The organism is Streptomyces sp. NPDC047043, from assembly GCF_040644055.1.
Classification (GTDB): Bacteria; Actinomycetota; Actinomycetes; order Streptomycetales; family Streptomycetaceae; genus Streptomyces.
The window spans coordinates 182,531-209,137 of record NZ_JBEYVO010000020.1; the positions used below are offsets into that span (position 1 = coordinate 182,531).

Sequence of the window (26,607 nt, forward strand, 5' to 3'; positions counted from 1 at the left end):
CGGGCGGACGCGCATGAAGGACGGTCCGCTCAGCGGGACGTACGGGCCTAAGAACCAAAGCCGCGCCGACGGTCTGCTCACCGGAACGGTTCCGTAGGCCCCCGCCGTCCGCCCCCTCGATGCTCGAGGCCATGCATCGACGCCGGCAGGAGGTCACGCACCATGACGACGGGTGAAGGCTCGCTCGCCCCCAAGAAAAGAAGCCGATCGGCGCCCGGTCGGCAGGACTGGGCGTCGTGGCCCCACTACGACGGGGCGGCCGAGGGATTCCGCGGCTACTGGTACCCGGTCACCTGGGCCGGCCACATCACGAACAAGCCGCAGCCGTTCACGATCTGCGGCGAGAAGATCACGCTGATCCGTGACGGCGGCACGGCCTACGCCCTGCACAACCGCTGCCCGCACCGCGGAGTGCCGCTGTCCGAGGGCGACCAGCAGTTCCCGGGCACCGTCAGCTGCCCGTACCACGGCTGGACGTTCGACCTGCCCACCGGCAAGCTCGCCGCGGTCATCACCGACGGCCCCGACTGCCGGCTGACCGGCAAGCTCGGCGTGCAGACGTACGCGGTGGAGGAACGCCTCGGCATGGTCTGGGTGTACATCCCGATCGCCGACGAGGAACCGCACGACATCGACTCCCAGCTCCCCGAGGAACTCGTCGACAACCCCTTCGTGATGGGCGGCCGCATCGAACCCCGCGGCGGCAACTGGCGCTTCGCCTGCGAGAACGGCTTCGACGAGGGCCACGCCAAGTACCTGCACCGCACGGCCCTTTGGCGCCTGTTCAAGCCCATGCCGACCTGGAACATCACCCGGATCGTGCCCAAGGGCCGCTGGATCTTCCGCGTGCAGGACGAGGTCCACTGGGAGGCCGACTTCCCCGGCCTGGGCCGCTGGTCCAACAAGCGCTGGTGGAAGCTGCAGCCGCCGAAGGAGACCTTCAACATCGGCAACACCGGCGCCGCGGACAGCATCAACCCGACGATCGAGGCCCAGGACTTCCCCGGCTTCGCGTCCCTGTCCATGCCGGGCGTGCTGCGGATCGTCTACCCCAAGTTCATCCACTACGAGTTCTACGTCCCCGTCGACGCCGACCACCACAACTACGTCGGCGTGATGGTCAACTTCACCGAGGGCTGGAAGACGCTCGGCTTCTACGCCAAGTACCTGGGCGCCATCCGCTGGCTGTTCCACGGCCAGTTCTCCGGACAGGACGCCTGGATGGTCGACGTCACCGACGCACCCCCGGAGAAGCTCTACCGCCCCGACGTCTCGCTGACCGCCTGGCGGAACCTCAGCGAGGAGGAGTACGGCAAGAAGCTGGCCGCGGCGGGCGTCAATTCCCCTGCACAGGCAGGCGCCAACTCCCCTGCACCGAAGGAGGCGTGAGCATGCGCCGCACCCTGTTCGCCGTCCTGGCCGGAGTCGCCCTCGCCATCGGGCTGCCCCGGGCCAGGAAGCGCTTCGAGCGCACCACCATGACCCAGGTCCACAGGATCAACCAGTGAGCGGCGACGGCCTCGCCGGACTGGACGCGCAGCGCGCCACCTGGGTCCAGGAGGCCTGGCGGCACGTCACCGCCGACCGGCTGCGCGAGCTGATCATCGGGCTCGTCGACATCCCGAGCCCGACCGGCGACGAGGGCCCCCTTGCCGCGCACATCGCGGAGTCCCTGAAGGCCGCCGGATGCCGTGCCGCCGTACAGCCCCTCGACGACCGCCAGGCCAACGCCTGGGCCCGCCTCGACGGCGACGGCACCGGCCCCGACCTGATGCTCTACGCCCCGATCGACACCCTGACCGTGGGCGAGGAGAGCGAGGATGTCCCGTGGATCGGCCCGGAGTTGAGGGACGACATGCGCCCGCAGGCCACCGTCTACGACGACCTCGTGACCGGCCTCGGCGCCTCCAACCCCAAGGGCCACGCGGCCTGCGTGATGATGGCCGCCGAGGCGATCGCCCTCGCGGGCATCCCGCTCACCGGCGACCTGGTGGCCGCGTTCGGCGCGGGCGGCATGCCCACCAACGCCCGCCCGGACAGCACCAGGCTCAACACCGGGCAGGGCGCGGGCTGTTCGTTCCTCCTGGAGCAGGGCGTGTGGACCGACTACGCGGTCATCGCCAAGCCCGGCTGGACCGTCTCCTGGGACGAGGTCGGCCTGGTCTGGTTCGAGGTCACCGTCCCCGGCACCCACACCTACGTCGGCTCCCGCCACCGGCTGCCGTACGACAACGCCATCGCCCGGGCCGGCGAGGTCGCCCGGCACCTGGAGGAGTGGTTCGTCGAGTACGCCGAGCGCCACACCGACGGCACGGTCGCCCCGCAGGGCATCGTCTCCTCCGTACGCGGCGGCTGGCCGCGCATGGCGGCGGTCACCCCGGCCGCCTGCACGCTCCGGGTGGACCTGCGCATCGGCCCGGACACGACGCCGATGCAGGCCAAGCGGGAGTTCCTCGCCGCCCTCGACAAGCTGCCGTACGACGACGTGAGCGCCGAGATGATCCTCGCGATCCCCGGGACACGCACCGACCCCGGCAACTGGATCTTCCGCAGCGCGGCCGCCGCCTGGGAGGCCTTCGAGGGGCGCCCGCACGAGGTGATCCGCGGCAACAGCGGCGCCACCGACGCCAACATCCTGCGCGCACGCGGCATCCCCAGCGTGCGGGTCGGCATGCCGAAGGTGACCGAGGCGCCCTTCGACATCGACTTCGCACGCGGCATGAACACCGTGTCCGTACGGGCCATGCAGCAGCTCACCCGCCATCTGGTCCGCACGGCCGTCGACACCGTCACCCGCTCCCGCGCGGAGCTGGAAGGAGACCCGGCATGACCGAGATCGTCCTCGGGGTCGGCGCCTCGCACAGCACGCTGATGAACACCCACTGGGAGCAGACCCTCCACAAGGACCGCGCCGAACGCTTCCGCGACGCCCTGCGCGCGGCTCGCGACGACCTCGCCGCGGCCCGCCCCGACACGGTGATCCTCGTCGGCTCCAACCACTTCCGCGGCTTCTGGCTGGATCTGATCCCCAGCTTCACGATCGGCGTGGGGGAGTGCATCGCCAGCGGCGAGTCCGGCACCCCGAAGGGCCCGCAGCCGGTGGATGTCCCGCTGGCCCAGTACATCGCCAACTCCCTTGTGGAGGGCGGTCGTTTCGACGTCGCCTTCTCCGCCCGGCTGCAGATCGACCACGGCCAGTCGCATGCGATCCAGTACCTGCTGGAGGGCCTCGACGTGGAGATCGTGCCGCTCGTCGTGAACGTCTTCGCACCGCCGCTGCCGACGCTGGAGCGCTGCGAGCAACTCGGACGCGCCATCCGGGAAGCCGTGCTGGCCTTCCCCGAGGACCGCCGCGTCGCCGTCATCGGCTCCGGCGGCCTCTCGCACCGCCTGCCCTGGCCCGACTGGCGCGAACCGCACGGCGACGACGAGGAGTTCATGGTCGGCGCCTGGCTGAACGGCCGCGAGAACTGGCAGGACTACGACGCCCGCCGCCGCGAGATCATCCGCGCCGCCGAGGCCGCGATCAACCCGGAGTTCGACGAGGCGTTCCTGTCCCTGCTGGAACGCGGACACGCCCACCTCGTCACCCGGTTCAGCACCGAGGAGCTGGAGAAGACGGCCGGCAACGGCGCGCAGGAGATCCGCACCTGGCTGCTCGCGGCCGCCCTGCTCGACCACGCCCCCGCACGACGACTGGCGTACGAGCCGCTGCCCGAGTGGCTGACCGGCATGGCCGTCGCCGTCCTCGACCCCGCACACCACAACAGCGAGAGGCCCGCATGAGCATCTGGACCGAACTGGCCGGCACCGACTTCCGCCACGCCTACGTCGACGCCGGCGGCATCCGGACCCGCGCCCTGCAGGCGGGCCCCGAGGACGGCGAGCACGTGGTGTTCCTGCACGGGACCACCGGCCACCTGGAGGCGTTCGTCAAGAACATCCCGGCCCACGCCTCGGCCGGCTACCGCGTCCACGCCATCGACATGCTCGGTCACGGCTACACCGGCAAGCCCGACCGCCCCGGCGAGATCCCGGCGTACGTGGAGCACCTGGTCGCCTACCTCGACGCCGTCGGCGCCGAACGCGCGCACCTGGTCGGCGAGTCGCTGGGCGGCTGGGTGTCCTCCTGGGCGGCGAGCGAGTACCCGGACCGCGTCGCCTCGCTCCAACTGCTGTGCATGGGCGGCACGAAGGTCAACCCGGCGGTGATGGAGCGCCTGAAGACCTCGACGCGGGCCGCCGCGCTGCAGGACGACATCGCCCTCACCCGCGAGCGGCTGCGGCTGCTGTGGGCCGAGTGGGACGAGGAGCTCGGCGACGAGCTGACCCAGGTCCGCTACGACATCTACCACCGGCCAGAGTTCCAGCGGAACCTGCACAACCTGCTGGCCTTGCAGGAGGTCGAGACCCGGGAGCGCAATCTGCTGCGCCCGGACCGCATGGCCAGGATCAAGGCTCCCACGCTGGTGGTGTGGGCCAACAAGAACCCTTTCGGGGACGTGCCGGAGGCCGAGGCCATCGCCGCCGCGATCCCCGGCGCCCGGCTGGAGATCTTCAACGAGTGCGGGCACTGGCCGCAGCACGAGAAGGCGGACCTGTACAACCCGCTCAGCCTGTCGTTCCTGGCAGAGGCCTCGTGAGACGGGGGTTTCCGGAATCCACCACCCATGGTTCCGTGTAGGGGCCAGATCCAGCCATCAGCCGCGTTGTGAGGTAGGCAACGGATTGACCGGGAGGTTCTTCCCATGACCGTGACCGCGGTCGGCCGCGCCGACTCCGCACCCGCCGGCACCGCATCCGCAGTGCCCCGCGGGTCCGCCATCCCTCGAGGGTCGGCCATCCCCCGAGGAACCGCCGTCCCGCGGGAGGAATCCCCCGGCCCCGACTCGATGAACTCGGTCCTGGGCAAGGTCAGACCGATCCTGGAGGCCTTCACCGCCGAGGACGCCAGCCTCTCCCTCGCCGAACTCGTGCGGCGGACCGGCGTGGCCAAGGCCACCGTGCACCGTCTCGCACAGGAACTGGTCGTCTGGGGGCTTTTGGAGCGGGATGGCTGCGACTACCGGCTGGGGCTGCGCCTGTTCGAGATGGGCCAGCGCGTGCACCGGCAGCGCATCCTGCGCGAGGTGGCCCAGCCGTACATGGAGGACCTGCTCCTGGCGACCCAGGAGACGATCCACTTCGCCATCCACGACAGCCTGGACGTCGTCTACCTGGAGAAGATCTTCCCGCACCGGGGCCTGAACGAGGAGTCGCGGGTGGCGGGCCGGCTGCCGCTGTACTGCACGGCCACCGGCAAGGCCATCCTCGCCTTCTCCCCGCCCTCCCTCTTCGCCGATGTCGTCCGCAACGGGCTGAAACCCTTCACCCGTCACACGGTCACCTCCCCGGGCCGCCTGCGCGCCCAGCTCGAGAAGATCCGCGCCGAGGGCATCGCCGTCGAGGCGGAGGAGATCCGCCTCGGCTACAGCAGCATGGCCGTACCGGTGTGCGGCAGCCAGGACGACCTCGTGGGCGCCCTGTCCATCACGGCCCCCACCTACCGCATGGACCTCTCCGGTCACGCCGTCGCCCTGCGCACCGCGGCCCTCGGCATCAGCCGGTCCCTGCGGTGAGCCCGGCCCTCGACGAGGTGCTCGCCAGGGCCCGCAAGCTGATCGGGGAGTGGGAGAGCGAGGACTGCGGGGTGCTGTCCGTCAAGGACTTCTGCCGGTACGCGGCCGCCCTCAACGACACCGACTACATCCGCCGGGCCCGCGCGCAGGAGGCGGCCGGGGAGCCCGTCCTCGCGCCCGCGCTCTTCCTCGCCGGGACGATGAGCTGGCAGGACGGCCCCGCCGAGGACGCACTGCGCCCCGACGGACTCGCCGCCCGCGAATCACCCTGTACCCAGGGGCTGCCGGTGAGGCAGGTGCACGGCGGCCAGTCGGTACGGCTGCTGCGGGCGGCCGTCGCCGGGACCCGCGTGACGGCCCAGCGGGCGGTGACGTCGGCGGACCAACGGCGGGGCCGATCAGGGGAGTTCGTCCTGCTGGGCGTCTCCACCCGCTTCACCGCGCCGGACGGTGCCGAACTGATGGTCATGGACGAGACGATCGTCGTACTCGACGCCGTCCCCGAAGAAGACAGTGGGGCCGCCGCATGACTGCACCCGCAACCGGACAGATCTGCCCGCCCCGCCACTACACCCACAGCCACGTCCAGCTCTTCCGCTTCAGCGCCGTGTCCTGGAACGCCCATCGCATCCACTACGACGCCGAGTTCGCCGCCTCCGAGGGCCATCCCGGTGTCGTAGTGCAGTCGACGCTGCACGGCGAGATGCTCGGCCGGTACGCCCTGGAGTGGGCCGGGCCCGGCGCGACCCTGGAGTCGGTGAGCTGGCGCAACAAGGCCATCGCCGTGGCCGGCGAGTCGCTCACCTGGACCGCGACGGTCGGTGCCGCCGAGCCCTGTGACGGGGGAGTGCGGGTCACCCTCGACGTCGAGGTGGTCAAGGACGACGGCGCTCCCTGCGTCACAGGGCACGTCGAACTCACCCGGCGTGCTGCTCGTACCAGCCCTTGAGCAGAACGGTGTCGAGGTCCGGAGACTTCTTGATGAGCTTCTGCGCGAGCAGGAAGTCGACGATCTTCTTCGATTCGGTGAAGTCGCTGTCATTGATGCCGCGGGACGCGAAGGTGATCTCCGGGAGCACTTTCTCGGTCTGCGCGACGGGCAGTTCGGCCTGCTGGTTGGACGCCTTCGCCGCGGCGGCGGGGTCCTGGGTGACGAGCTTGTCCCCCTCGGCGACGGCCTTGAAGACCTTCCCGGCCGTGTCCTGGTTGTCCTTGAGCCACTTCTGGTCGGTCAGCAGCCACTGCGCATAGCGCACCCCGAAGTCACCGATCCTGCCCGCGAGATGGCCGCCCCCGGCGACCCCCTTGGCGGCCCACGGATCGAACAGGATGTACCCGTCGATCGAGCCCCGCTCCAGCATGCCGGGCATCTCCGGAGCCGAACTCTGCAGGATCTTCACGGACTTCGGGTCGATGCCGTTGTGCTTGAGGTACTCGTGCGTCGCGTACAGGCCGAGCCCGCCGATCGACGCCATGGTCCTGATCTTCTTCGGCGAGGTGACGCCCTTGCGCAGCACCACCTTGAGATAGCTGTCGGAGGACTGGAAGACACCCAGGGAACGCAGCCGTGGGTTGGTCACCATCAGCGGCAGCGCGGTCGAGTCGGCGTTGGCCGAGATCTGCGCGGTGCCCGCGGACACGGCCTCGGCGGCCGCGGGACCGCCCTCCGTCTTCACCAACTCGACGTTCACGCCCGCCTTTTCGAACAGCCCGCGCTCCTCGGCCAGATAGAACGGGGCGTAGGAGGCGTCCACACCGAGCGCGACGCGCACGGTCGGCTTCCCCGCCGCGGCCACGCCCGCGGAGTCCGTGCTCCCGGCCGTACAGGCCGCGGTCAGGGCGAGCGTTGCCGCACAGGCGGCGGCCACGGCGGCCCGCTTGCCGTCTCTGTTCATGCGCATGGGTGGTGTCCTTCCGAGCGGCGGAAAACCTGCGATGCGAAATAGCTGGGATGCCGACGTTCCCAGCCCACGCCCGGACGCCTAAGCGAAGCGTCCCGCCCACCGAACCGTCCCGCCCACCGGACCGAAACCATTTGTCGGGACCCGGCCCGTTCCTACGCTCCCGGGTCATGAGTGTTCTCACCGACGTGCCGACGAGCACGGACGACCCCTCGCGCACGATCGAGACGGACATCCTGATCATCGGCGCCGGCCCCGCGGGGCTCTACGGCGCCTACTACGCCGGCTTCCGCGGGCTGCGCGTCGCGGTCATGGACGTCCTGCCCCAGCGCGGCGGCCAGATCAGCGCCATGTACCCCGAGAAGCCCATCTTCGACATCGCCGGGTTCCCGGCCGTCCGCGGCCGCGACCTGGTCGCGAACCTGGTCGCGCAGGCCGAGCCGTACGGCCCCCGCTACCTCCTCGGCCACCGGGCCGCCGTACTCTCCCACGACCCCGACGGCAGCCCGGTCGTGCGCAGCGACCAGGGCGCCGTGGTCCGGGCCGGAGCGGTCGTGATCACCGGAGGCGTGGGTACCTTCACGCCGCGTCCGCTGCCCGCGGGCGAGGACTACCTGGGCCGCGGCCAGGTCTACTTCGTACCCGACCCGGCCGACCACACCGGCCACGACGTCGTGGTCGTCGGCGGCGGCGACAGCGCCTTCGACTGGGCCGCCACCCTCGCCCCCGTCGCCCGTTCGGTCCGTCTCGTCCACCGCACCGACCGCTTCCGCGCCCACCGCGCGAGCGTCGACAAGGTCCGCACCCTCGGCATCGAGATCATCACCGACACCGAGGTCAGCGCCCTGCACGGCACCGCCACCGTCGAACAGGTCGAACTGCGCCACCGCACCACCAAGGCCACCCGCCTGCTCCCGGCACACACCGTCGTCGCCGCCCTCGGCTTCATCGCCGACCTCGGCCCCCTCCAGCACTGGGGCCTGACCCTCAACGCCCGCAAGATCGCCGTGGACACCCACATGGCCACCAACCTGCCCCGCGTCTTCGCCGCCGGCGACATCACGGACTACCCGGGCAAGGTCCGCCTGATCTCCGTGGGCTTCGGCGAGGTCGCCACCGCGGTCAACAACGCGGCCACCGTCATCGACCCGGAGGCGGCGCTCTTCCCGGGCCACTCCACCGAGAAGGAGCACTGAGCCCACCATGGCCTACGTCATCGGCTCGTCCTGCGTCGACATCATGGACCGTTCCTGCGTCGAGGAATGCCCGGTCGACTGCATCTACGAGGGCGAGCGCAAGCTCTACATCAACCCCACCGAGTGCATCGACTGCGGCGCCTGCGAGACCGCCTGCCCCGAACAGGCCATCACCGTCGACCGCCTCGCCGAACCCGAGCACCGCGCCGACAACCGCCGCTTCTTCGAAGAGACCCTGCCCGGTCGTACGACGCCGCTGGGCACCCCGGGTGGGGCCGGCGGCCTGGGGCCGGTGGGCGTCGACACGCCGCTGGTGGGCGCCAGGTGATCGCGGCCGAGGTGACCAAGGCGGCGGAGAGCCTTCGGGCGGCGACACGCGCCAACGCCGCACGCCCGTCCGTCCGTTCGCCTCTCGGCGACGGCGACATCGAGGCCGCGTACGTGGCGCTGTGGGCGAGCGCGGCGCGGTCCGGGAGCGCCGGTCACTGCTTCGCCGGCCGCAGGACCGGCCTGGCCGCGCTCGGCACCCAAGGGCAGTTGGTCGGGCAACTCGGCTGTGTGCAGGTCGAGTTCACGCGTGAGGGAGATATGACATGAGCGCACTGCGGATCGGCATCCGCGTCCCGCCCTGCGACCGCGCGGACCGCATCACCGACACCGTGCGCCGGGCGGAGCAACTCGGCTTCGACGACGTCTGGTTCCCCGACTCCCAGCTGCTGTGGCGGGACGTGTTCACCACCCTCACCGCCGCCGCCCTGGGCACCGAACGGATCGGCCTCGGCACCGCCGTCACCAACCTCGCGACCCGGCACCCGGCCGTCCTCGCCTCGGCCGCCCGCAGCGTCGCCGAACTCGCCCCCGGCCGCTTCACGCTGGGCCTCGGCGTGGGCAACAGCTCCGTCGGCCCCATCGGACTGCGCCAGACCACCTCGGCGGCGATGCGCGCGGGAATCGACATGCTGCGGGCCCTGCTCGCCGGCGAGGTCTGGGACTTCGAGTCCCCCACGGGCGGCAAGGTCCGCTCACGCCTGCGCGACCCGCGCCCCGAGGTGCCGCTGCACCTGGCCGCGAGCGGCCCGAAGAATCTGCGCCTCGCCGGTGAGATCGCCGACGGCGTGATCCTGCTCAGCGGGGTCTCACCCAAGACCCTCGCGCAGGCGGCCGCCCGGGTCCGTGAGGGTGCCGAGGCCGCCGGACGCACGGCTCAACTGCCGCTCACCGTCTCGGCGTTCTGTGCGGTGACCGACGACATCGAGGCCGAGGCCCGCCAGATCAAGCCCATCTGCGCCTCCATCGCGCAGAACGGCGGCGCCCCCTTCCTCGCCCTCGCGGGAATCGACGTCCAGGTGCCGGCGACGGTCTCCGGCGTCTACCCCGACCTCGTCCACGCCGAGGACTGGAAGGCCGCCGTGGACATCTGCTCGGCCTGGGTCAGCGACGAGGCCGCCCTGCGGTTCGCCCAGGAGTTCTGCCTGTTCGGCAGCGCCGAGCAGATCACCGACCGGCTCCGCGCCCTGCACACCAGCGGCGTCACCGGCGTCTTCCTGCAGCACGTCGGCTCCTACGACCCGCCCACCGGCCTCGTCGAGGCCGTCGGCACCTCCGTACTGACCCACCTGAAGGGGAACGACCGATGACCTTGCGCAAGGGCTATGTCCCCAGCGGCTTCGGCCAGTTGCACTACGTCGAGTGCGGCACCGGCGAACCCGTCCTGCTGCTCCACCAGACCCCGCGCTCCTGGACCGAGTACCTCGACGTACTCCCGCTCGTCGGCACCGCCCACCGGGCGATCGCCATGGACACCCTCGGCTTCGGCGCCTCCGCCAAGCCCGAAGGCCCGCACTCCATCGAGCGGTTCGCCGACGCGGCCGTGGCTCTGGTCGACGAACTCGGCCTGGAACGCTTCCACTTGGTCGGCCACCACACCGGCGGAGTCATCGCGGTGGAACTCGCCGCCCGCCTCCCCAACCGCGTCGCGAGCCTCCTGCTCTCCGCCACCCCCTTCATCGACGACGAGAAGCGCCGAACCGCCGCCGAGCGCAAGCCCGTCGACCTGGTCGACCCCAAGCCGGACGGCTCGCACCTGGTCGAGCTGTGGAACCGCCGGCGCGGCTTCTACGAGGAGGGGCAGGAGGCCGCCCTCAACCGGTTCATGGTCGATGCGCTGACCGTCCTGGACCGCGTCGAGGAGGGCCATGTCGCGGTGCGCGGCTACGAGATGGACCACCGCCTGCCCGACATCACCGCCCGCACCCTCGCCGTCTGCGCCCCCGGCGACCACTACTCGCTGCCCGCGCTGGAGAAGTTCGCGGCCGCCCTCGGCTGCGAGACCCGCGTGCTGTCCGGCGGCCACGTGCCACTCCCCGAGCAGTTGCCCGGGGAGTTCGCCAAGGTCGTAGTGGAATGGGCGGCAGCCGCGTAACGCGGCCTCCGCGCTCACGGGAGGCCGATGTGCGCCCCGGGCCCCAGCGGCAGGTCGAAGCCGTAGAAGATGCCCAGGATCGCCAGCCACACCACCAGGAACGGCACCGTGAAGATCGACAGCCGGGCGATGAGCGTGCCCAGCCGGGCCTCGGGTTCGTAGCGGCGCAGCAGGGCCAGCAGCAGGAAGACGTACGGGTTCATCGGCGTGATGATCCCGGTGGCCGAGTCGCCGATGCGGAACGCGGCCTGGCTGAGCGCCGGGCTCATGCCCAGCAGCATGAACGCCGGCACGAACACCGGCCCGACCAGCGACCACAGGGCGGAGCCCGAGACGATGAACAGGTTGAGACAGGAGGCCAGCAGCACGAAGGCGACCAGCGCCCAGAAGCCGGTCAGGCCGATCGAGTCGAGCCCGGCCGCGGCCTTGACCGCCAACAGGATGCCCACGTTGGACCAGTTGAACAGGGCGATGACCTGCGCGGCGACGAACATCAGGACGATGTAGCCCGCCATGTTCCTCACCGAGTCGGTCATCGCCGTGACCACGCCCTCCGAGCCCGACAGCGCCTTCACCGTGAACCCGTAGGTCAGCCCGGCCAGCAGGAACGCCCCGAACAGCACCGGCACGATCCCGGTCAGCAGGGGCGAGGGCACGAGCGCTCCGCCCTCGCCCCGCAGCGGCGCCCCCTCGGGCAGCCACAGCGACAGCACGCCGCCCACGTAGAGGACGACGACGAGACCGGTGAGCAGCAGGCCCCGGCGCTGGACCGGCGTGAGCGTGAGGTTCTGCTCCTCGGGCTCGTCGTCGGAGGCCTCGTAGGTGCCCAGGCGGGGTTCGAGGACGCGGCTGATGAGGAAGCCGCCCAGCAGACCGAGGACCAGGCTGCTGGAGGCGGTGAAGAAGTAGTTGATGAGCAGGTTGAGGTCGAGGCCCTTGGCGGCCGGCAGCACCGAGGCCGCCTGCTGGGTGATGCCTATGTACAGGGCGTCCAGCGAGCCGATGGTGAACCCGGCCGCATAGCCCGCGCCCACGCACGCGAACCCGCCGATCAGACCCGCCACGGGATGCCGCCCGGCGCTCTTGAACACCACGGCCGCCAGCGGCGGCAGCACGATCGCGGCGACGTCGCTGATCATGTGCGCCTGGCAGGCGACCAGCGCCACCAGGTACGGCAGCAGCGCGCGCGGTGCCCGGGCCAGCGTGGCCCGCATGACGGTCTCGAGCAGCCCGGCCTTCTCCGCGACCCCCACCGCCATGATCATGAGCAGCACGGCGGCGATGGGCGGGAACGTGGCGAAGTTGGTGACGAGGTTCTCCGTCAGCCAGCGCACGCCCTCGCCGGTGAACAGTCCGGTGATCGGCTTGGTGTCGGTGGTGCCGGGCACGGTGACGTGCACATCGGCCAGCGCGAGCGCCGTGGAGATGACGGCCAGGATCACGAACAGGGCGGTGAACAGGACGATCGGGTTGGGCAGTGCGTTGCCCGCTCGCTCGATGAGCGCGAGCACCCGGTCGATGCCGGTGGGCCGCTGCTTGTCCGGGGACTCGCCGGCCGGGGCGGGGAGGTCGGTCAGTGACGACATCAGAGCCGCCCTTCGGTTGGCAGGAGGTCCTTGCGTACGACGCCGTCCTGGACGACACAGAGGATGTTCGCGGGATCGCCCAGCACGCCGATGTCCTTGAGGGGATCGCCGTCGCAGACGATCAGGTCGGCGGTGCGGCCGGCGGTGAGGGTGCCCAACCGGTCGGCGACGCCGAGGAGTTCGGCGGAGGTGCGGGTGCCGGCGACGATGGCGGCCATGGGGTCCATACCGAGGTCCACCAGATAGCTGAGTTCCATGAGGTTCACGCCGTGCGGGCCGACGGCGGCGTCGGTGCCCAGCGCGATCCGGGCACCGTACTCGACGGCCCGCGCGATGTTCTCCTTGGTGGCCCCGGACCAGCGGACCTTCTTCTGGTAGTGGTAGTCCGGCATCGTGTCCTTGTTGATGCCGGCGTAGACGGTGGACAGGGTCGGCACGACGAACACGCCCCGCTCGCCCGCCATGTCCAAGGCCCGCTCGTCCAGGCCGTATCCGTGCTCGATGCTGGTCACCCCGCCGCGGATGGCGTTGAGGATGCCCGCGTTGCCCTGCGCGTGCGCGGCGACCGGCTTCTCGCCGTGCCGGCGGGCCTCGTCCACGACGGCCCGGATCTCCTCCTCCAGCAGGCCCTCGTCGTCCGGGTCGTCGTACGGGCTGCCCATGCCGCCCGTGGCACAGACCTTGACCAGGTCGGCTCCGTCGCGCAGCACCCGCCGTACGGCCAGCCGGGCCGCTGCGGTGTCGTCGGCGATCTCCGACATCCCGGCGCTGAGATCGGTGCCGTCGGGCAGGCGTACGTCGGCGTGGCCGCCGGTGTGGCTGATGATGCGTACGGCCGTGTGCAGCCGCGGGCCGGCGATCCGCCCGGACTCGACGGCCGTACGGAATCCCGCCGACAGGCCGCCCAGGTCGCGGGCGGTGGTGATGCCGGCGTCGAGGGTCTGCTTCAGCCGTCCCGCGGTGTCCAGGGTGACCAGGACCGGGTCGAGTTCGGCGCGCCGGCTGGGCGGGGAGCCTTGGGCGTAGGCGAGGTGGACGTGGCAGTCGAAGAAGCCGGGCAGTACGGTGCGGCCACCGGCGTCGACTGCGCGCTCCTCGCCGGCCGGGGGAGCGGTTGCGGCGGGACCGGCGTAAGTGATGGTGCCCTGGGCATCGATGGTGACCACGGCGTCGTCCACGGGGGCCGAGCCCGTGCCGTCGATCAGCCGGGCGTGGTGGACCCTGAGGGCGGTCCGGGTGGTGGTATCCGTCATGGGGTGCGGTCACTCCTCCGTCGTCGGCAGCAGGCGAAGGGAGTGTGGAATGCGGAAGAAAACCTGGTGTGACGATGCAGGTATCCCGCCGGATTCGTCGGGCGCGTGCAGAGAAGCGCCGCCCCTGGGCGTGCAGGATTGTGCCGCCGCGGAACTCGACGAGCTGGACAGGGGCATCGTGCACGCCCTGCAGATCCATCCCCGGGCGCCGTGGACCCTCGTAGGGGAGGTGCTGGGCGTCAACCCGGTGACCGCGGCGCGGCGTTGGCATCGGCTGGAGGAGACGGGCCTCGCCTGGGTGACGGCCTACCCGCGGGTGTCCGACACCCGGGTCGTGGTGACGGGCACGGTCGAGGTCGACACCGAGCCGGGCCTCGTCGAGGACGTGGCGCAGTCGCTCGCCGCGGATCCCGCCGTGGCCAACCTCAAGCTGACGGCGGGTGGACGCGACCTGGTGGCGACCGTGCAGGCCCGCAGCCTCGACGGGCTGGCCCGGCTGACCACGTCCATGTTCCAGCGGACGCCCGGCGTGCGGGCCAGCCGCACCCATGTGTCGACCGGCGTCCCCACCGAGGGCAGCCGCTGGCGACTGCGCAGCCTGGACGAGACCCAGAGCGCCCGTATCGAGGCGGCGCTGGCCGCGACCCGCATCCCCGCGCGCCCCGCCGACATCCACTGGGACGACCTCGACGCCCGCCTCCTGGAACTGCTGAGCACCGACGGGCGCATGTCCCTGCGCGACCTGTCCGCGGCGACCGGCACCAGCCTCACCACCGTGCGCCGCAGACTGCAGTCCCTGCTCGCCTCGCGCCTGAGCCTGCGCTGCGACCTGGCCCGCCCGCTGTCGGGATGGCCGCTGTCCGCCGTCTACTTCGCCTCCGTGCCCGGCCAGTACGTCGAGGAGACCAGCCGGGTGCTGGCCGGCGTGCGCGAGGTCCGCTCCTGCTCGATCACCGCCGGACCGCACAACCTCGTGATCGACGTCTGGCTGCGCGACCTGCACGACGTCCACGCCTTCGAGGCGCACCTGTCCCGCAAGCTCCCGCGCCTGACCGTCGCCGACCGCTCGGTGGTGCTGCGCACGGTCAAGCACATGGGCCGTCTGCTGGACCACGACGGCCGCTGCGTCGGAGTCGTACCGCTGCGGCATCCCCATGGCATCGGGCGACCCATCCCCGTATAGTCAACAATGCGAATAGGTAATTAGTAGGCTGACCCGGTGCGCGGTGGGGGCGGAAGGCGGTCGACCCGTGGCAGACAGTGGATACCTGCGATACGTCGCCCTGGGCGACAGCCAGACCGAAGGACTCGGCGACGGCGACGAGATAGCGGGCCTGCGCGGCTGGGCGGACCGTCTCGCCGAGCACATCGCCCGCAGCAGCCCGGGCCTGCTCTACGCCAACCTCGCCGTACGCGGGCGGCTCGCCGGGCAGGTGCACGCCGAGCAGCTGGCGCCCGCCCTCGCACTCAAGCCCGACCTCGCCACGGTGGTCGCCGGGCTCAACGACGTGATGCGGCCCCGGTTCGACGCGGACGAAGTGGCCGGTCATCTGGAGGCCATGTTCGCCGCGCTCACCGCACAGGGCGCCCGCGTCGCCACGCTCACCTTCCCCGACATCGGCCAAATCGCCCCACTGGCCCGGCCGCTCGCCCCGAGGGTCGTCGCCGTCAACTCCCGCATCCAGGAGGCCGCCCGCCGGCACGGCGTCGTCGTGGTCGACTCCTCGCCGTATCCGGTGGTCACCGACCCCCGGATCTGGAGCGCGGACCGCCTGCACGCCAGCCCCCGCGGCCACGCCCTCATCGCCGCCGCGGTCGCCCACGCCCTCGACCTGCCGGGCAGCGACGACAGCTGGACCCGGCCGCTGCCGCCCGAGGCCGCGCGCTCGCGCCTGCGCGCCGTCGGCACCGAACTGCACTGGGCCGGCACCTTCCTGGGCCCCTGGCTCGTCCGCCGCCTGCGCGGCCGCTCGTCCGGCGACGGGCGCCAGGCCAAGCGCCCCGCCCTGCTCCCGGTGACGCCTTAGTCACCCCATTGACTAATCAACAAGCTGTTAAGTTGGGGCAATGGCTCTGCGCAACGCGGTGATGGCCGCGCTTCTGGAGGGTGAGGCGTCCGGATACGACCTCGCGAAGGGCTTCGAGGCCTCCGTCGCCAACTTCTGGATGGCCACCCCCCAGCAGCTCTACCGCGAGCTGGAGCGGATGGAGACCGAAGGGCTCGTCTGCGCCCGCGTCGTCCAGCAGGAGCGCCGGCCCAACAAGCGGCTCTTCTCCCTCACCGAGGCCGGCCTCCAGGTCCTGCGCGAGTACGTCGGCGAGACTCCGGCCAAGCCGCTGGCCCTGCGGGACGAGCTGATGGTCAAGGTCCAGTGCGTCGACATCGGAGACAGCGCGGACTTCGAGGCCGTACGGGCCGCGGTCGCCGAGCGCCACGAGCGGTCCACCGCCAAACTGGCCCGCTACCAGCGCATGCAGGAGCGCATGCTCGCCGGGCGCAGCGAGGAGGAGTATCTCGCCACCGCCGAGCGCATCGGCCCCTACCTCACGCTGCTCGGCGGGATGGCCCTCGAGCGGGCCAACCTCCAGTGGGGCGAGACGGTGCTGAAGAGGCTCGAACAGCGCGCGGCCGCACTCGGCGGTCCGGCGGGTGACTGACGCACCGCCGTCACGCCTTGCGGCCCACACCCCCGAAGTCGTCGACCTCCCCGGGCTCCGTGCCCGCGGGCAGCGGCCGCCAGCGGGACACCGACACCAGCCCCGGGTCGAGCAGCTCCAGGGAGTCGAAGAACCGGGCGAGCTGCTCCGGGCTGCGGTTGATGCGGGGGTTGTCGCCCGCCTCGTTCCACTGCTCGATCATCGTGCGCATCGCCTCCGGGTCGAGCACCTCCGTGTCGTCGCACAGCACCAGGTAACTCCCCGAAGGCAGCGCCCCGACCAGCCGCCCGACGATGTCGTACGCGGTGTCGTCGACGATGTGGGCCGTGATCCCCAGCAGCACCAGGGCGATGGGCCGGGTGAAGTCCAGTGTCTTGGCGGCCGCCTGCAGGATGCCCTCGGGGTTGCGCAGGTCGGCGTCGATGTAGTCCGTGCTGCCCTCGGGCGTGCTGGTGAGCAGCGCCTCGGCGTGGGCCAGCACGACGGGGTCGTGGTCGACGTAGACGATCCGCGTCTCGGGCGCGATCCGCTGTGCCACCTCGTGGGTGTTGTCCGCGGTGGGCAGGCCCGTGCCGACGTCCAGGAACTGGCGGATGCCCGCCTCGCGCACCAGGTGCTCCACCGCCCTTACGAGGAACGCGCGTTGAGCCCGGGCGATGTCCAGGATCTGCGGATTCGCCGCGACGATCTGGTCACCGACCAGACGGTCGATCTCGTAGCAGTCCTTTCCGCCCAGCCAGTAGTTCCAGATCCGGGCGGAGTGCGGAACACCGCTGTTGATCGACGAGGCGTCAAGTGGCATGAGAACTCCCGCAGTTGGTGCCACAGTCCGAGCCGCTGGTGGCCTGTGGCCCACCTCACCGCCTGCCGCATGATCCGTCAAGTGCGATGGCCCGACGGCTCCTTGGTCACCTGCCCGACGGCGTCGTGGCGGCCGGCGAGGACGGTGGACGGGAGCTGCCGGCGACCGTGGGCGGCGCAGTGGTGTCCGGCAGCCTGGTCCCGCCGCCCGGCGGAATCGCCGTGATCACCATGACGGCGGCCACGGCGGCCGCGGCGAGCAGCAGCAGGACGGTGAGCAGCCGGGACAGGCGGTCGCGCGGCGGCTTCTGCCCGGGCTGCCCGGGCTCGGGCGCCGCGATGAGGGAGGCCAGCTCCGCCACCACCTCGTCCCCGCCCGGCCGCTGACCCGGGTCCCTGGCCAGGATCCGGCCCAGCAGCGGCGTCAACGGGCAGTCCGCGTCCGGCAGTGCGGGCTCCTCGTACACCACAGCCAGCAGCGTCACCGGTGCCGACGCGGGAGAAGGGGGAGTGGCCGGTCAGGGCCGCGCAGCGGGTGGCGCCGAGGGCCTACCAGTCGGACGCAGGGCCCGGGCTGGCGCCGGTGGCGCGCTCCGGCGGTATGTACTCCGGGGAGCCGAGGATCAGACCGGCTCCGGTGAGGGCCCGGGCATCCTGTACGGCCGCGATCCCGAAGTCGCTCAGGACGACCCGGCCGCCCGGGCCGAGCAGCGCAGTGCCGGGCTTGGCGCCGCGATGCAGTACCCCGGCGGCATGTACGCGGCGCAGTGCCTGGGCGAGCGCCAGGCCGAGGCGTGCCGTCTCGCGCGCACTCAGCGGCCCGTGCTCGGCGACGGTCCGCTCCAGCGAGGGCGCCTCCACCAGCTCCATGACGATCCACAGCTGGTCGCCTTCCTCGGCAACGTCGTAGACGCGGACGACGCCCGGGTGGTCGACGCGGGCACTGGCCCGCGCCTCGCGCAGCGCACGCTCGCGACGGGTGCCCGGATCCTCGTGGCCGTCCAGGTCGTCGAGGCGCAGTCTCTTCACCGCGACCGGACTCTGAAGCATCTCGTCGCGTGCCCGCCACACCCGTCCCATGCCGCCCTGTCCGACGCTCTCCGTAAGGTGGCAGCGACCCCCGATTCGCACGGGTGTTCACCTCCCCCGACTTCTCCGACAGCACAGTTCGCCCGATGCGCGGCAGGGCGCAGTCACGGCGGGTGCCGCCGGGGCTCGCGTCACCCGGTTCCGGGATTCACTCGTTCGGCGGGTGTCGTACCTTCGTCGTACCTCGGAAGAGGTGGCGGTTACTCCAGTTGATGCTGGGCCCCTGGACGCGGCGCGTCAGCGAAGTACGCTCGCGAGCACCCATCCATTTCTGCCGGAAGGCGGTGCTCCATGGCTGAGCGGACGTCCAGGACGGGGCTGATCGGCGAGCTCTCGTCCGAATTCCTGGGCACCATGATCCTCATCCTCTTCGGCTGCGGCGTGGTCGCACAGGTAGTAGCCGCCGGGATCGGTGACCACGACAGCATCGCCTGGGCCTGGGGCCTCGGCGTCACCATGGGTGTGTACGTCGCCGCGAGGCTCAGCGGCGCCCACATCAACCCGGCGGTGACCCTGGCCCTGGCCTGTTTCAAGGGCTTCTCCTGGAAGAAGGTCGGGCCCTACGTGCTGGCGCAGACCGCGGGCGCGTTCGTCGCCGCCCTGCTGGTGCGCTGGAACTACACGGAGGTACTGGCCAAGGCCGACCCGGGCCACACCATCAAGACGCAGGGTGTCTTCTCCACCCTGCCCGGCAACGGCTCCCTGCCTGTCAGCGAGTGGGGCGCCCTGCGCGACCAGGTGATCGGCACCGCGATCCTGGTCCTGGTCATCTTTGCCATCACCGACCTGCTCAACACCCCGCCCGGCGCCAACCTGGCCCCGCTCATCATCGGCCTCCTGGTCGTGGCGATCGGCATGGCCTGGGGCACCGACGCCGGTTACGCCATCAACCCCGCCCGCGACTTCGGCCCCCGCCTCGCCAGCTACATCACCGGATACGGGACCGCATGGCGCGATCAGTACGGCAACATCTACTTCTGGGTGCCCATCGTCGGACCGCTGGTCGGCGGAGTCGTCGGGGCCGCGATGTACCGGTGGTTCATCAGCCCGTTCCTGGCCTCCGGGGAGGAACCGCAGGAGCCGGGCCGGGTCCCGACACCGGAGGGAGGAAGCGCCGGCTGACACACGGGGAAGACCCGCGGGAGCGGAGCGGGCGTCGGTGCCAGGGCCTGTCCGGCGGATCAGGCCGGCCACCACGACGCCCGCTTCGGCCATGGCGGCGCACACCCGTCGAGGGCGGTTGGGCGCGCCGTGCCAAGATGAACGTGCCGTTTCGCCCGCCGAGCCGTCCCGCTCACCGATGCACCGAGGTTGACCCGTGACCAAGCCCGCCGCCCGCGAGCCGCTGCGCCGCAACTCGCGGTCCAACCGGGCACGCATCCTGGCCACGGCCCGCCGGGAGCTCGGCCGCAACCCCGACATCACCCTCGAGGAACTCGCCCGCGCCTCCGGCGTCGTACGACGCACCCTCTTCGGCCACTTCCCCGGCCGCGCGGCCCTGCTGGAAGCGCTCACCGAAGAGGCCTCCGAGGCGCTGCGCGAGGCGATCGTGCGCGGATCCCGGCCCGAGGAGCCGACCGAGCGGGCGCTCGCCTACTTCGTTTTCTCCATCTGGCCGGTGGGCGACCGCTACCGGATGCTCCTCGGACTGGCCCGCCGTGACCTGGGCGCGGAGCGCGTCACCGAGATCCTCGCCCCGGCCCGCGACATGGTCACCGCCCTCCTGCAGCGCGGCCAGCAGGACGGCGTGTTCCACACCCACCTGCCCGCCGCCGTGCTCAGCGCCGGACTCGAGGCGATGACCGTCGCCCTGCTGGAGGACGTGAACACCGGCGCGCTCGAGGACGACGGCACCAAGACCGCCATCGCCACGCTCATCGCCGCCGGTGTGCCCGAGAAGCAGGCGAGCGCCGTGGTGCAGGAAGTCGCCGCGACCCTGCCGCCCCCGGAGCCCGCCGCGGACGCGTGAGCTCCGCTCACGGATGATCTCGTACCGGGCACGGATCGGTTGCGGCCCGGCCGTCCCGCCACCGCGACAGCTCGGCTGCGGCAGCATGACCAGACATGAGCAGAGACCGCTACGTCGACTTCCTGCGCGCGTGGGCGATCGTCCTGGTGGTGCTCGGCCACTGGCTGATCACGGCCCTGCTCCACGGCCCGGACGGTGAACTCACCGCTCCGGAGCTGCTGGCGACCGTGCCCTGGACCCAGTGGCTGACCCTGCTGTTCCAGATCATGCCGCTGTTCTTCCTGGCCGGGGGCCACGCCGCGGGCGGCTCCTGGGCGCGTACGCGGGCGGCGGGCGGCACGGCCACCGGCTGGGTGGGACGACGTGCCGTACGACTGCTCCTGCCGACGGCCCTCTACGGCGCCCCGGTCCTGCTCGCCGTCGCGATCTGCTCGGCGGTCGGCGTGGACCCGGACACCCTCGCGCTGGTCGGCTGGGCCATGGCGATGCAGTTCTGGTTCCTGCCGGTGTACCTGCTGCTCAGCGCCCTGACACCGGTGCTGCACACGGCCCACCGGCAGTGGGGGCTCGCCGTCCCCGCGGCCATGGGCGCGATCGCCCTGGCCGCCGACACACTGGTCCTCACCGTCCACGCCCCCTACGTCGGCCTGCTCAACTACGTGCTCGTCTGGGGCGTCGCCTACCAACTCGGCTTCTGCTGGCGCGACGGCCTGCTCACCGAGCGCCGCCCGCTGCTGCCGGCCGCCATGGCCGCCGGCGGCGCACTGGCCTTCGCGGCCCTGGTCGCCGTCGGCCCCTTCCCGGTCAGCCTGATCCTGGTGACCGGCCAGAACCCCAGCAACACCAACCCGCCCTCGGCGGCGATGCTCTCCTGGGCGGTGGCCCAGGCCGGCGCCTGCCTCCTCGCCGCGCCCGCGATACGGCGCCTGCTGGACCGCGAACGGGTGTGGCGGGCGGTGCGCCCCGTCGGCGGCGTCAGCATGACGCTGTACCTGTGGCACATGCTGCCGGTGCTGATCGTCGCCGCCGCGTTCTACCTGACCGGCCTCGCCCCCGAACCCGCCCTCGACTCCGCCGCCTGGTGGGCACTGCGCGCGCCCTGGCTGCTGGTGCTGGGCGCCGTCCTGACCGGCGTCGTGACGGGCCTGCGCCCGCTGGAGGGCACCCTGATCAGGCAGTACGAGCGCAGCCGCCCGGACGCCGCCCCGTACCGCCCCTGGCTCCTCTGGTCCGGTCTCGCCGCCTGCGCCATGGCCCTGACCCGCTTCGCCACCCAGGGCTTCGCCCCCGACGGCCGCTTTCCCGCACTGCCCGCGCTGGGCCTGGCCGTGGGCACCGCGCTGATGCTCCTCCACCGACGGCCGGCGGACGGCCGCAGCGAACGCGCGGAGAACACCGAGGGCCCGAAGGGCGCCTTGGAGGAGGCGGCCTGACGGCCGTGAGTGGCCTCTCATCGGACCGTCCCCCGGCCCCCGCCTAACTACTCACTGACGTGCAATCAGCTCGCCGCGCTCCTGGCCCGGTGAGGCGGCGCGTTGTTCACCCCTGCCTCGGGACCGGCCTCATCGCCCTCCACTGGAGAAGCGGTGAACGGGCCTCGCAATTTGCACAGTGGTGGGCAATAAACTAGTCTGCACATCGATGGGCAATTAACTCGTCCCGCTAGGAGCCCCCCATGCCCTTCCCTGTGAACACACCCGTCGAGAAGATGACCGGGCCGTACGCGCGGCGCTGGTGGGCCCTGCTCGTGCTCTGCCTGAGTCTGCTGATCGTGGTCATGGCGAACACCTCGCTGATCGTGGCCGCCCCGGACATGACCAAGGATCTGGGCCTGAGCAGCAGTGACCTGCAGTGGGTCATCGACGGTTACACCGTCCCGTACGCCGCGCTGATGCTGGTCCTGGGCTCGATCGGCGACAAGTACAGCCGCCGCGGCGCCCTCGTCACGGGCCTGCTGATCTTCGCCGGCGGCTCGGTCATGGGCAGCCTGGTCGACCGGACCGAGCTGGTGATCACGGCTCGGGCGATCATGGGCGTGGGTGCCGCGGTGGTCATGCCGGCCACGCTGTCGCTACTGGTCGCGATCTTCCCGAGGGCCGAGCGAGCCAAGGCCATCACGGCCTGGACCGCCACCTCCGGCCTCGCCATCGCCGTCGGCCCGCTGGTCGCCGGCTGGCTCCTGGAGGACCACGCCTGGGGCTCGACCTTCCTGATCAACGTGCCCATCGCGGTCGCCGCCGTCGTCGGCGCCCTGGCGCTGGTCCCGCCCTCCAGGGCGGCGAAGATGGGCCGTATCGACTACGTGGGCGGCCTGCTCTCGATCGTCTCCGTCGGCAGCCTGGTCTACGCGACCATCGAGGGCCCGCACTTCGGCTGGGGTGTCGGCCCGATCACCGCGGCCGTGGTGGCCGGCGTGGGTCTCCTGGCCTTCGTCGCCTGGGAGTTGCGCCACCCGCACCCCATGCTGGACGTCCGCAAGTTCCGTCTGCGCCCGTTCAGCGGCTCGATGCTCGCGGTGCTGTTCTTCTTCTTCGGGACCTTCGGCGCGATCTACTACGCCACGCAGTTCCTGCAGTTCGTCCTCGGCTACGACGCGCTGGAGACCGGCACACGGCTGCTGCCGCTGGCCGGAGCCGTCTTCGTGGGCGCCGCGATCACCGGCTGGCTGACCCCGAAGCTGGGCATGAAGCCGATGGTGACGGCCGGCATGGTGATCGGCACGGCGGGCGTCTTCCTGCTCACGCGGATCGAGTCGGGCTCCACGTACACCGACTTCCTGCCGACGATGCTGATGCTGGGCTTCGCGATCGGACTGAGCGTCTCCCCGGCCACCGACACGATCATGGGTTCGTTCCCGGAGAGCGAGCTGGGTGTCGGCGGCGGTGCCAACGACACCGCGCTGGAGCTGGGCGGCTCGCTGGGCATCGCGATCCTCGGCTCGCTGCTGGGCACCGCCTACCGCGACAAGCTGACCGACATGGTCGGCGGCCACCTCCCGGCCGCCGCGCTGGACACCGCCAAGGATTCGGTCGGCGGCGGCCTCGCGGTCGCCGGACAGGTCGCGAAGAACCCCACCGGCGGGGCGCAGCAGGCACAGGCCCTGGTCGACGCCGTACACGAGTCCTTCGCCCACGGTGTTGCGCAGACCAGCCTGGTGGGCGGGATCATCATGGCCGCCGGAGCGCTGATCGTCCTCGCGGTGCTGCCCGGCCGCAAGGCCGCCGCGAAGCACCCGACGGAGGAGCCTGCGGTGGAAGCCGAGCGGGAGCTCGCCGACTCCCTGTAGGGACCTAAGTGACGCCCTCGGGCGCCACTGCACACGCCGACTCCCTCGCCCGGGAACTTCCCGGGCGAGGACGTCGGTTCACATCACCAACGGTCTGCTGCGGCGTGTGCGTTGAATGCGGCATCGACGGAAACTGATGCTGCATGATGTGATTGAATCTTCAAACGGAGGCCCGATAGGGTGTGCACATGCCCACAACGCCACGCTGGCTCAATGCAGAGGAGCGACGCGCCTGGCTGGCCTACGTCGACTTCTCCACGCTGCTCGCCGACCATCTCAACCGCCAGCTGCGGCGCGACGCCGGCATGACGCACGCCGACTACAGCCTGCTCGCCCACCTCTCCTCCATGCCCGACGGCACCCTCGGCATGTCCGAACTCGCCCAACGACTCAAGATCACCCGCAGTCGGCTCACCCATGCGGTGAACCGGCTGCGCGAAGTCGGCCTGGTGGACCGGCGCGAGGACCCCGCCGACGGCCGCGGACAGCTCGCCGTCCTCACGGACGAGGGTCGCGCCCTGCTGGAACGGGCCGCCCCCGGCCACGTGGAGGCCGTGCGCCGGGCGGTGTTCGACGCCCTCACCCCACAACAGGTACGGCAGTTCGCGGAGATCGGCGAAGCCATCAGCGACGCCCTGCACCGGGCCGAGAGCACGCAGACCGATCCGACGGTGCTGCCGTGGCGGCGGCGGTAGCGGCTAGGCCCGGCTCTCCATCGCCTCCACCAGCCGCCCCAACGCCTTGAGCACCCACTCCCGATCCTCGCCGAGACCCGCCAACAGCTCCACCTCGGCGGCGAGTTGACGGGGGAAGAGCTGGTCGACGGCCTCGGCCCCGGTCTCGGTGATGGTCACCAGCGCGGCGCGGCGGTCGGCGGGGTTGGGGATGCGGGTGATGAAGCCGCGGTTCTCCAACTTGGCCAGCGTCTTGCTGACGCCCGCGCGGGACAGGCCCAGGCGCTCGGCCAGGCGGCGCGCGATGACCGGGTCGGTGGCGTGGCGCAGGAGGATGAGCAGGTCGACCTCGGGCGCGGTGAGCGGGGCGCCCGCGTAGAGGGGTTCGACGGCCTGGTTCAGCAGTGCCGAGGCGTGCTTGAGCAGTCCCACCAGCTCCATCGGTGAGGTGTCGAGGCCGGGATTGTGCTCGGCCCACTGCGCGCGGACCTCGAAGGGGGAGGCGGGGGAGGAGGGCATGCGGCTCGCCTTCTCGCTGTGCGGACGCTCTCACTGTACGGGTGTTCTCACCGACCGGAACGCTCTTTGTTAACCAGTGAACCATCGGTTACCGTTTCGCTCATGGCATCCCCGTCCCCCTGGCCGTCCTCCTCCCCGTCCGCCGCCGCGCGCGCCACCGAGGCGGCCGACCCACAGCCGGGCCCCGGGCGGTCCACCGCCGTTCTGGTCGCGGTCCTCGGTTCGCTGACCGCGGTCGCGCCGCTCGCCACCGACATGTACGTGCCCGGCTTCCCTGCCATGGGGGACGCGCTCGGCGCGAGCAGCTCGGCCGTGCAGCTGACCATGACCGCGTTCCTGGCCGGGTTCGTCGTCGGACAGCTGCTGATCGGGCCGCTCAGCGACGGGATCGGACGGCGCCGGCTGCTGATGGCGGGGCTGACCGGATTCATCGTGCTCTCCTTCGTCTGCGCCGCCGCCCCGAACGTCGGCGTGCTGACCGGTGCCCGCTTCCTGCAGGGCGTGACCGGCGCGGCGGGCACGGTGCTGGCCCGGGCCGTGCTGACCGACCGCTTCCACGGCCCCCGACTGCCCCGCTACTTCGCCGTGTTGTCCCAGATCATGGGCGTGGCGCCGATTGCCGCGCCGGTGCTCGGCGGGGCCATCCTCACCGTGTCCAGCTGGCGCGCGGTGTTCGCCGTGCTGGCCGTGCTGGGCGTCCTGCTCCTGCTGGGCGTGGTGTGGCGGGTGCCGGAGTCGCTGCCGCCGGAGCGGCGGCACGGCGGCGGGCTCGGCGGCACCTTCCGTGCCATGGGCGGGCTGGTCGCCCGCCGCACGTTCATGGGGTACGTCTTCGTCCTCGCCTTCGTCTCCGCGGCACTGTTCACCTACATCAGCGGCTCCAGCTTCGTCTTCGAGAACCTGCACGGGGTGTCGTCGACGACGTACTCCCTCATCTTCGCGAGCAACGCCGCCGGCATGCTGATCGCCGGCGCGGTCTTCTCCCGGCTGGTCGGTCGGGGCGTACGGCTCAACTCGCTGCTGACGGCGGGGGTTTGCGTCGCCGCGCTCGGTGCCCTGACCCAGGTGCTGCTGGTGCTCACGGTCGGAGAGACCCTCGCCGGTACCTGGGTCACGCTGTTCGTGACCGTCGGCGGCATCGGCATGACCTTCCCGGCGTCGATGAGCATCGGCCAGGCCCTCGGCCGCCGCACCCCCGGCGCCGCCTCCGCACTCCTGGGCGGCCTCCAATTTCTCTTCGGCGCTCTCGCCTCGCCCCTGGTCGGCCTGTTCGGGGAGGACAGCTCCCTGCCGATGGCGCTCATCATGCTGACTGCCGTGGCAGCGGCGGGAGTTGCACTGGTGGCTCTCGCGCGGCCGTGGCGGGGGGAGGGCGAACCGGGCGCCGCGTGACGGCCGCGGACCAAGGCTCGCCCATGAACCAGTCGGCACGACGGCCTCCCGCAGTGATGATGTCCTCAAAGCGCGTCCGGGCGGCCTCCAGGGCATCGCGCAACTCACAGCAGCGGGGCCGAGGGCGACGTGATGTCGGCGCAGCCAGACCTTTCGGGCCCCAACACCTAGGGTCCACATGAACGCGAGCCACCCCGGCAGGAACTTCGGCCACTCGGCCCACCAGGAGTCAGCGGCTGCAGC

The 26,607-nt window shown here is 71.4% G+C and carries 28 protein-coding genes; 21 read left to right on the plus strand and 7 right to left on the minus strand.

Annotated elements, in window-relative coordinates; all coding sequences use genetic code 11:
• Nucleotides 1–162: 162 nt before the first annotated feature.
• The 7 genes from ABZ880_RS30015 to ABZ880_RS30045 all read left to right on the plus strand — a co-directional run bounded on the left by ABZ880_RS30015 (nt 163) and on the right by ABZ880_RS30045 (nt 6,567).
• Complete coding sequence (locus tag ABZ880_RS30015) at nt 163–1,389, plus strand: Rieske 2Fe-2S domain-containing protein (protein WP_361268837.1); 1,227 nt, start codon at nt 163–165, stop codon at nt 1,387–1,389.
• A 115-nt stretch (nt 1,390–1,504) separates the two neighbouring features.
• Nucleotides 1,505–2,830 (plus strand): deacylase, encoded by a 1,326-nt coding sequence (locus tag ABZ880_RS30020; protein ID WP_361268840.1) that lies wholly within the window; start codon nt 1,505–1,507, stop codon nt 2,828–2,830.
• Nucleotides 2,827–3,786: a catechol 1,2-dioxygenase gene (locus ABZ880_RS30025; protein ID WP_361268843.1), complete on the plus strand. Its 960-nt coding sequence runs from the start codon at nt 2,827–2,829 to the stop codon at nt 3,784–3,786. Before ABZ880_RS30020 ends, ABZ880_RS30025 begins: the two co-directional genes overlap by 4 nt.
• Nucleotides 3,783–4,643, plus strand: coding sequence for an alpha/beta fold hydrolase (locus ABZ880_RS30030; protein WP_361268846.1), 861 nt, complete (start codon nt 3,783–3,785; stop codon nt 4,641–4,643). Before ABZ880_RS30025 ends, ABZ880_RS30030 begins: the two co-directional genes overlap by 4 nt.
• 105 nt (nt 4,644–4,748) lie before the next feature.
• Nucleotides 4,749–5,618 (plus strand): IclR family transcriptional regulator, encoded by an 870-nt coding sequence (locus ABZ880_RS30035; RefSeq protein WP_361268849.1) that lies wholly within the window; start codon nt 4,749–4,751, stop codon nt 5,616–5,618.
• Nucleotides 5,615–6,148: a MaoC family dehydratase N-terminal domain-containing protein gene (locus tag ABZ880_RS30040; RefSeq protein ID WP_361268851.1), complete on the plus strand. Its 534-nt coding sequence runs from the start codon at nt 5,615–5,617 to the stop codon at nt 6,146–6,148. The genes ABZ880_RS30035 and ABZ880_RS30040 overlap by 4 nt, the downstream gene beginning before the upstream one ends.
• Nucleotides 6,145–6,567 (plus strand): acyl dehydratase, encoded by a 423-nt coding sequence (locus ABZ880_RS30045; RefSeq protein WP_361268854.1) that lies wholly within the window; start codon nt 6,145–6,147, stop codon nt 6,565–6,567. The genes ABZ880_RS30040 and ABZ880_RS30045 overlap by 4 nt, the downstream gene beginning before the upstream one ends.
• Here the strand turns inward: ABZ880_RS30045 and ABZ880_RS30050 are convergent.
• The gene (locus ABZ880_RS30050) at nt 6,536–7,519 is read right to left on the minus strand and encodes an ABC transporter substrate-binding protein (RefSeq protein ID WP_361268857.1); all 984 of its coding nucleotides are present in this window, start codon (nt 7,517–7,519) and stop codon (nt 6,536–6,538) included. The two genes, ABZ880_RS30045 and ABZ880_RS30050, sit on opposite strands and share 32 nt — an antisense overlap.
• A 170-nt stretch (nt 7,520–7,689) precedes the next feature.
• Between ABZ880_RS30050 and ABZ880_RS30055 the strand changes: the two genes are divergently transcribed.
• From ABZ880_RS30055 to ABZ880_RS30075, 5 genes are read left to right on the plus strand one after another with little or no spacing between them, the layout of a single operon-like run.
• Complete coding sequence (locus ABZ880_RS30055) at nt 7,690–8,715, plus strand: NAD(P)/FAD-dependent oxidoreductase (RefSeq protein ID WP_361268859.1); 1,026 nt, start codon at nt 7,690–7,692, stop codon at nt 8,713–8,715.
• 7 nt (nt 8,716–8,722) lie between these two features.
• Complete coding sequence (gene fdxA, locus ABZ880_RS30060; RefSeq protein ID WP_361268861.1) at nt 8,723–9,043, plus strand: ferredoxin; 321 nt, start codon at nt 8,723–8,725, stop codon at nt 9,041–9,043.
• A complete protein-coding gene (locus ABZ880_RS30065; protein WP_361268864.1) occupies nt 9,040–9,312 on the plus strand; it encodes a hypothetical protein in 273 nt (90 codons plus the stop codon). Before fdxA ends, ABZ880_RS30065 begins: the two co-directional genes overlap by 4 nt.
• Nucleotides 9,309–10,352, plus strand: a complete 1,044-nt coding sequence (locus tag ABZ880_RS30070) for an LLM class flavin-dependent oxidoreductase (protein ID WP_361268867.1) — start codon at nt 9,309–9,311, stop codon at nt 10,350–10,352. Before ABZ880_RS30065 ends, ABZ880_RS30070 begins: the two co-directional genes overlap by 4 nt.
• The gene (locus tag ABZ880_RS30075) at nt 10,349–11,137 is read left to right on the plus strand and encodes an alpha/beta fold hydrolase (RefSeq protein WP_361268869.1); all 789 of its coding nucleotides are present in this window, start codon (nt 10,349–10,351) and stop codon (nt 11,135–11,137) included. Before ABZ880_RS30070 ends, ABZ880_RS30075 begins: the two co-directional genes overlap by 4 nt.
• Before the next feature lie 14 nt (nt 11,138–11,151).
• On the opposite strand, the gene ABZ880_RS30080 is transcribed toward ABZ880_RS30075, so the two are convergent.
• Both ABZ880_RS30080 and ABZ880_RS30085 read right to left on the minus strand, forming a co-directional pair.
• Nucleotides 11,152–12,723: an AbgT family transporter gene (locus tag ABZ880_RS30080; RefSeq protein WP_361268872.1), complete on the minus strand. Its 1,572-nt coding sequence runs from the start codon at nt 12,721–12,723 to the stop codon at nt 11,152–11,154.
• Nucleotides 12,723–13,976, minus strand: coding sequence for an amidohydrolase family protein (locus ABZ880_RS30085; RefSeq protein ID WP_361268875.1), 1,254 nt, complete (start codon nt 13,974–13,976; stop codon nt 12,723–12,725). Before ABZ880_RS30085 ends, ABZ880_RS30080 begins: the two co-directional genes overlap by 1 nt.
• Before the next feature lie 130 nt (nt 13,977–14,106).
• Between ABZ880_RS30085 and ABZ880_RS30090 the strand changes: the two genes are divergently transcribed.
• From ABZ880_RS30090 to ABZ880_RS30100, 3 genes are all read left to right on the plus strand, one after another.
• Complete coding sequence (locus tag ABZ880_RS30090; RefSeq protein ID WP_361268878.1) at nt 14,107–15,159, plus strand: Lrp/AsnC family transcriptional regulator; 1,053 nt, start codon at nt 14,107–14,109, stop codon at nt 15,157–15,159.
• Nucleotides 15,160–15,226: 67 nt separating this feature from the next.
• On the plus strand, nt 15,227–16,003 hold the full coding sequence (locus ABZ880_RS30095; protein WP_361268881.1) for an SGNH/GDSL hydrolase family protein: 777 nt from the start codon (nt 15,227–15,229) through the stop codon (nt 16,001–16,003).
• A gap of 40 nt (nt 16,004–16,043) precedes the next feature.
• Nucleotides 16,044–16,634 carry a PadR family transcriptional regulator gene (locus ABZ880_RS30100; RefSeq protein ID WP_361268883.1) on the plus strand — a complete coding sequence of 197 codons (591 nt, stop codon included), beginning with the start codon at nt 16,044–16,046 and terminating at the stop codon, nt 16,632–16,634.
• 10 nt (nt 16,635–16,644) lie between these two features.
• On the opposite strand, the gene ABZ880_RS30105 is transcribed toward ABZ880_RS30100, so the two are convergent.
• The 3 genes from ABZ880_RS30105 to ABZ880_RS30115 all read right to left on the minus strand — a co-directional run bounded on the left by ABZ880_RS30105 (nt 16,645) and on the right by ABZ880_RS30115 (nt 18,515).
• Complete coding sequence (locus tag ABZ880_RS30105) at nt 16,645–17,436, minus strand: SAM-dependent methyltransferase (protein ID WP_361268886.1); 792 nt, start codon at nt 17,434–17,436, stop codon at nt 16,645–16,647.
• Between the two features lie 106 nt (nt 17,437–17,542).
• Complete coding sequence (locus tag ABZ880_RS30110) at nt 17,543–17,920, minus strand: hypothetical protein (RefSeq protein ID WP_361268889.1); 378 nt, start codon at nt 17,918–17,920, stop codon at nt 17,543–17,545.
• A 64-nt stretch (nt 17,921–17,984) separates the two neighbouring features.
• A complete protein-coding gene (locus ABZ880_RS30115) occupies nt 17,985–18,515 on the minus strand; it encodes a serine/threonine-protein kinase (RefSeq protein WP_361268980.1) in 531 nt (176 codons plus the stop codon).
• Between the two features lie 300 nt (nt 18,516–18,815).
• Between ABZ880_RS30115 and ABZ880_RS30120 the strand changes: the two genes are divergently transcribed.
• The 5 genes from ABZ880_RS30120 to ABZ880_RS30140 all read left to right on the plus strand — a co-directional run bounded on the left by ABZ880_RS30120 (nt 18,816) and on the right by ABZ880_RS30140 (nt 24,474).
• Complete coding sequence (locus tag ABZ880_RS30120) at nt 18,816–19,646, plus strand: MIP/aquaporin family protein (protein ID WP_361268891.1); 831 nt, start codon at nt 18,816–18,818, stop codon at nt 19,644–19,646.
• A 196-nt stretch (nt 19,647–19,842) separates the two neighbouring features.
• On the plus strand, nt 19,843–20,493 hold the full coding sequence (locus ABZ880_RS30125; protein WP_361268894.1) for a helix-turn-helix domain-containing protein: 651 nt from the start codon (nt 19,843–19,845) through the stop codon (nt 20,491–20,493).
• Nucleotides 20,494–20,588: 95 nt separating this feature from the next.
• On the plus strand, nt 20,589–21,926 hold the full coding sequence (locus tag ABZ880_RS30130) for an acyltransferase (protein WP_361268897.1): 1,338 nt from the start codon (nt 20,589–20,591) through the stop codon (nt 21,924–21,926).
• Between the two features lie 242 nt (nt 21,927–22,168).
• Complete coding sequence (locus tag ABZ880_RS30135) at nt 22,169–23,779, plus strand: MFS transporter (protein ID WP_361268900.1); 1,611 nt, start codon at nt 22,169–22,171, stop codon at nt 23,777–23,779.
• 188 nt (nt 23,780–23,967) lie between these two features.
• A complete protein-coding gene (locus tag ABZ880_RS30140; RefSeq protein WP_361268903.1) occupies nt 23,968–24,474 on the plus strand; it encodes a MarR family winged helix-turn-helix transcriptional regulator in 507 nt (168 codons plus the stop codon).
• Between the two features lie 3 nt (nt 24,475–24,477).
• Here the strand turns inward: ABZ880_RS30140 and ABZ880_RS30145 are convergent, their stop codons facing one another.
• Entirely contained in the window at nt 24,478–24,972 is a 495-nt protein-coding gene (locus tag ABZ880_RS30145) for a MarR family transcriptional regulator (protein WP_361268905.1), read from the minus strand.
• Nucleotides 24,973–25,074: 102 nt separating this feature from the next.
• Between ABZ880_RS30145 and ABZ880_RS30150 the strand changes: the two genes are divergently transcribed.
• Nucleotides 25,075–26,364: a multidrug effflux MFS transporter gene (locus tag ABZ880_RS30150; protein ID WP_361268908.1), complete on the plus strand. Its 1,290-nt coding sequence runs from the start codon at nt 25,075–25,077 to the stop codon at nt 26,362–26,364.
• Nucleotides 26,365–26,607: the final 243 nt, after the last annotated feature.

Excerpts from the sequence above, each read along its gene's own strand:
- ABZ880_RS30015 (WP_361268837.1), top strand. The coding sequence starts at position 163 with ATGACGACGGGTGAAGGCTCGCTCGCCCCCAAGAAAAGAAGCCGATCG.
- ABZ880_RS30025 (WP_361268843.1), top strand. The coding sequence starts at position 2,827 with ATGACCGAGATCGTCCTCGGGGTCGGCGCCTCGCACAGCACGCTGATG.
- ABZ880_RS30030 (WP_361268846.1), top strand. The coding sequence starts at position 3,783 with ATGAGCATCTGGACCGAACTGGCCGGCACCGACTTCCGCCACGCCTAC.
- ABZ880_RS30035 (WP_361268849.1), top strand. The coding sequence starts at position 4,749 with ATGACCGTGACCGCGGTCGGCCGCGCCGACTCCGCACCCGCCGGCACC.
- ABZ880_RS30045 (WP_361268854.1), top strand. The coding sequence starts at position 6,145 with ATGACTGCACCCGCAACCGGACAGATCTGCCCGCCCCGCCACTACACC.
- ABZ880_RS30050 (WP_361268857.1), bottom strand. The coding sequence starts at position 7,519 with ATGCGCATGAACAGAGACGGCAAGCGGGCCGCCGTGGCCGCCGCCTGT.
- ABZ880_RS30055 (WP_361268859.1), top strand. The coding sequence starts at position 7,690 with ATGAGTGTTCTCACCGACGTGCCGACGAGCACGGACGACCCCTCGCGC.
- fdxA (WP_361268861.1), top strand. The coding sequence starts at position 8,723 with ATGGCCTACGTCATCGGCTCGTCCTGCGTCGACATCATGGACCGTTCC.
- ABZ880_RS30070 (WP_361268867.1), top strand. The coding sequence starts at position 9,309 with ATGAGCGCACTGCGGATCGGCATCCGCGTCCCGCCCTGCGACCGCGCG.
- ABZ880_RS30075 (WP_361268869.1), top strand. The coding sequence starts at position 10,349 with ATGACCTTGCGCAAGGGCTATGTCCCCAGCGGCTTCGGCCAGTTGCAC.
- ABZ880_RS30080 (WP_361268872.1), bottom strand. The coding sequence starts at position 12,723 with ATGTCGTCACTGACCGACCTCCCCGCCCCGGCCGGCGAGTCCCCGGAC.
- ABZ880_RS30085 (WP_361268875.1), bottom strand. The coding sequence starts at position 13,976 with ATGACGGATACCACCACCCGGACCGCCCTCAGGGTCCACCACGCCCGG.
- ABZ880_RS30100 (WP_361268883.1), top strand. The coding sequence starts at position 16,044 with ATGGCTCTGCGCAACGCGGTGATGGCCGCGCTTCTGGAGGGTGAGGCG.
- ABZ880_RS30105 (WP_361268886.1), bottom strand. The coding sequence starts at position 17,436 with ATGCCACTTGACGCCTCGTCGATCAACAGCGGTGTTCCGCACTCCGCC.
- ABZ880_RS30115 (WP_361268980.1), bottom strand. The coding sequence starts at position 18,515 with ATGGGACGGGTGTGGCGGGCACGCGACGAGATGCTTCAGAGTCCGGTC.
- ABZ880_RS30120 (WP_361268891.1), top strand. The coding sequence starts at position 18,816 with ATGGCTGAGCGGACGTCCAGGACGGGGCTGATCGGCGAGCTCTCGTCC.
- ABZ880_RS30130 (WP_361268897.1), top strand. The coding sequence starts at position 20,589 with ATGAGCAGAGACCGCTACGTCGACTTCCTGCGCGCGTGGGCGATCGTC.
- ABZ880_RS30135 (WP_361268900.1), top strand. The coding sequence starts at position 22,169 with ATGCCCTTCCCTGTGAACACACCCGTCGAGAAGATGACCGGGCCGTAC.
- ABZ880_RS30140 (WP_361268903.1), top strand. The coding sequence starts at position 23,968 with ATGCCCACAACGCCACGCTGGCTCAATGCAGAGGAGCGACGCGCCTGG.
- ABZ880_RS30145 (WP_361268905.1), bottom strand. The coding sequence starts at position 24,972 with ATGCCCTCCTCCCCCGCCTCCCCCTTCGAGGTCCGCGCGCAGTGGGCC.
- ABZ880_RS30150 (WP_361268908.1), top strand. The coding sequence starts at position 25,075 with ATGGCATCCCCGTCCCCCTGGCCGTCCTCCTCCCCGTCCGCCGCCGCG.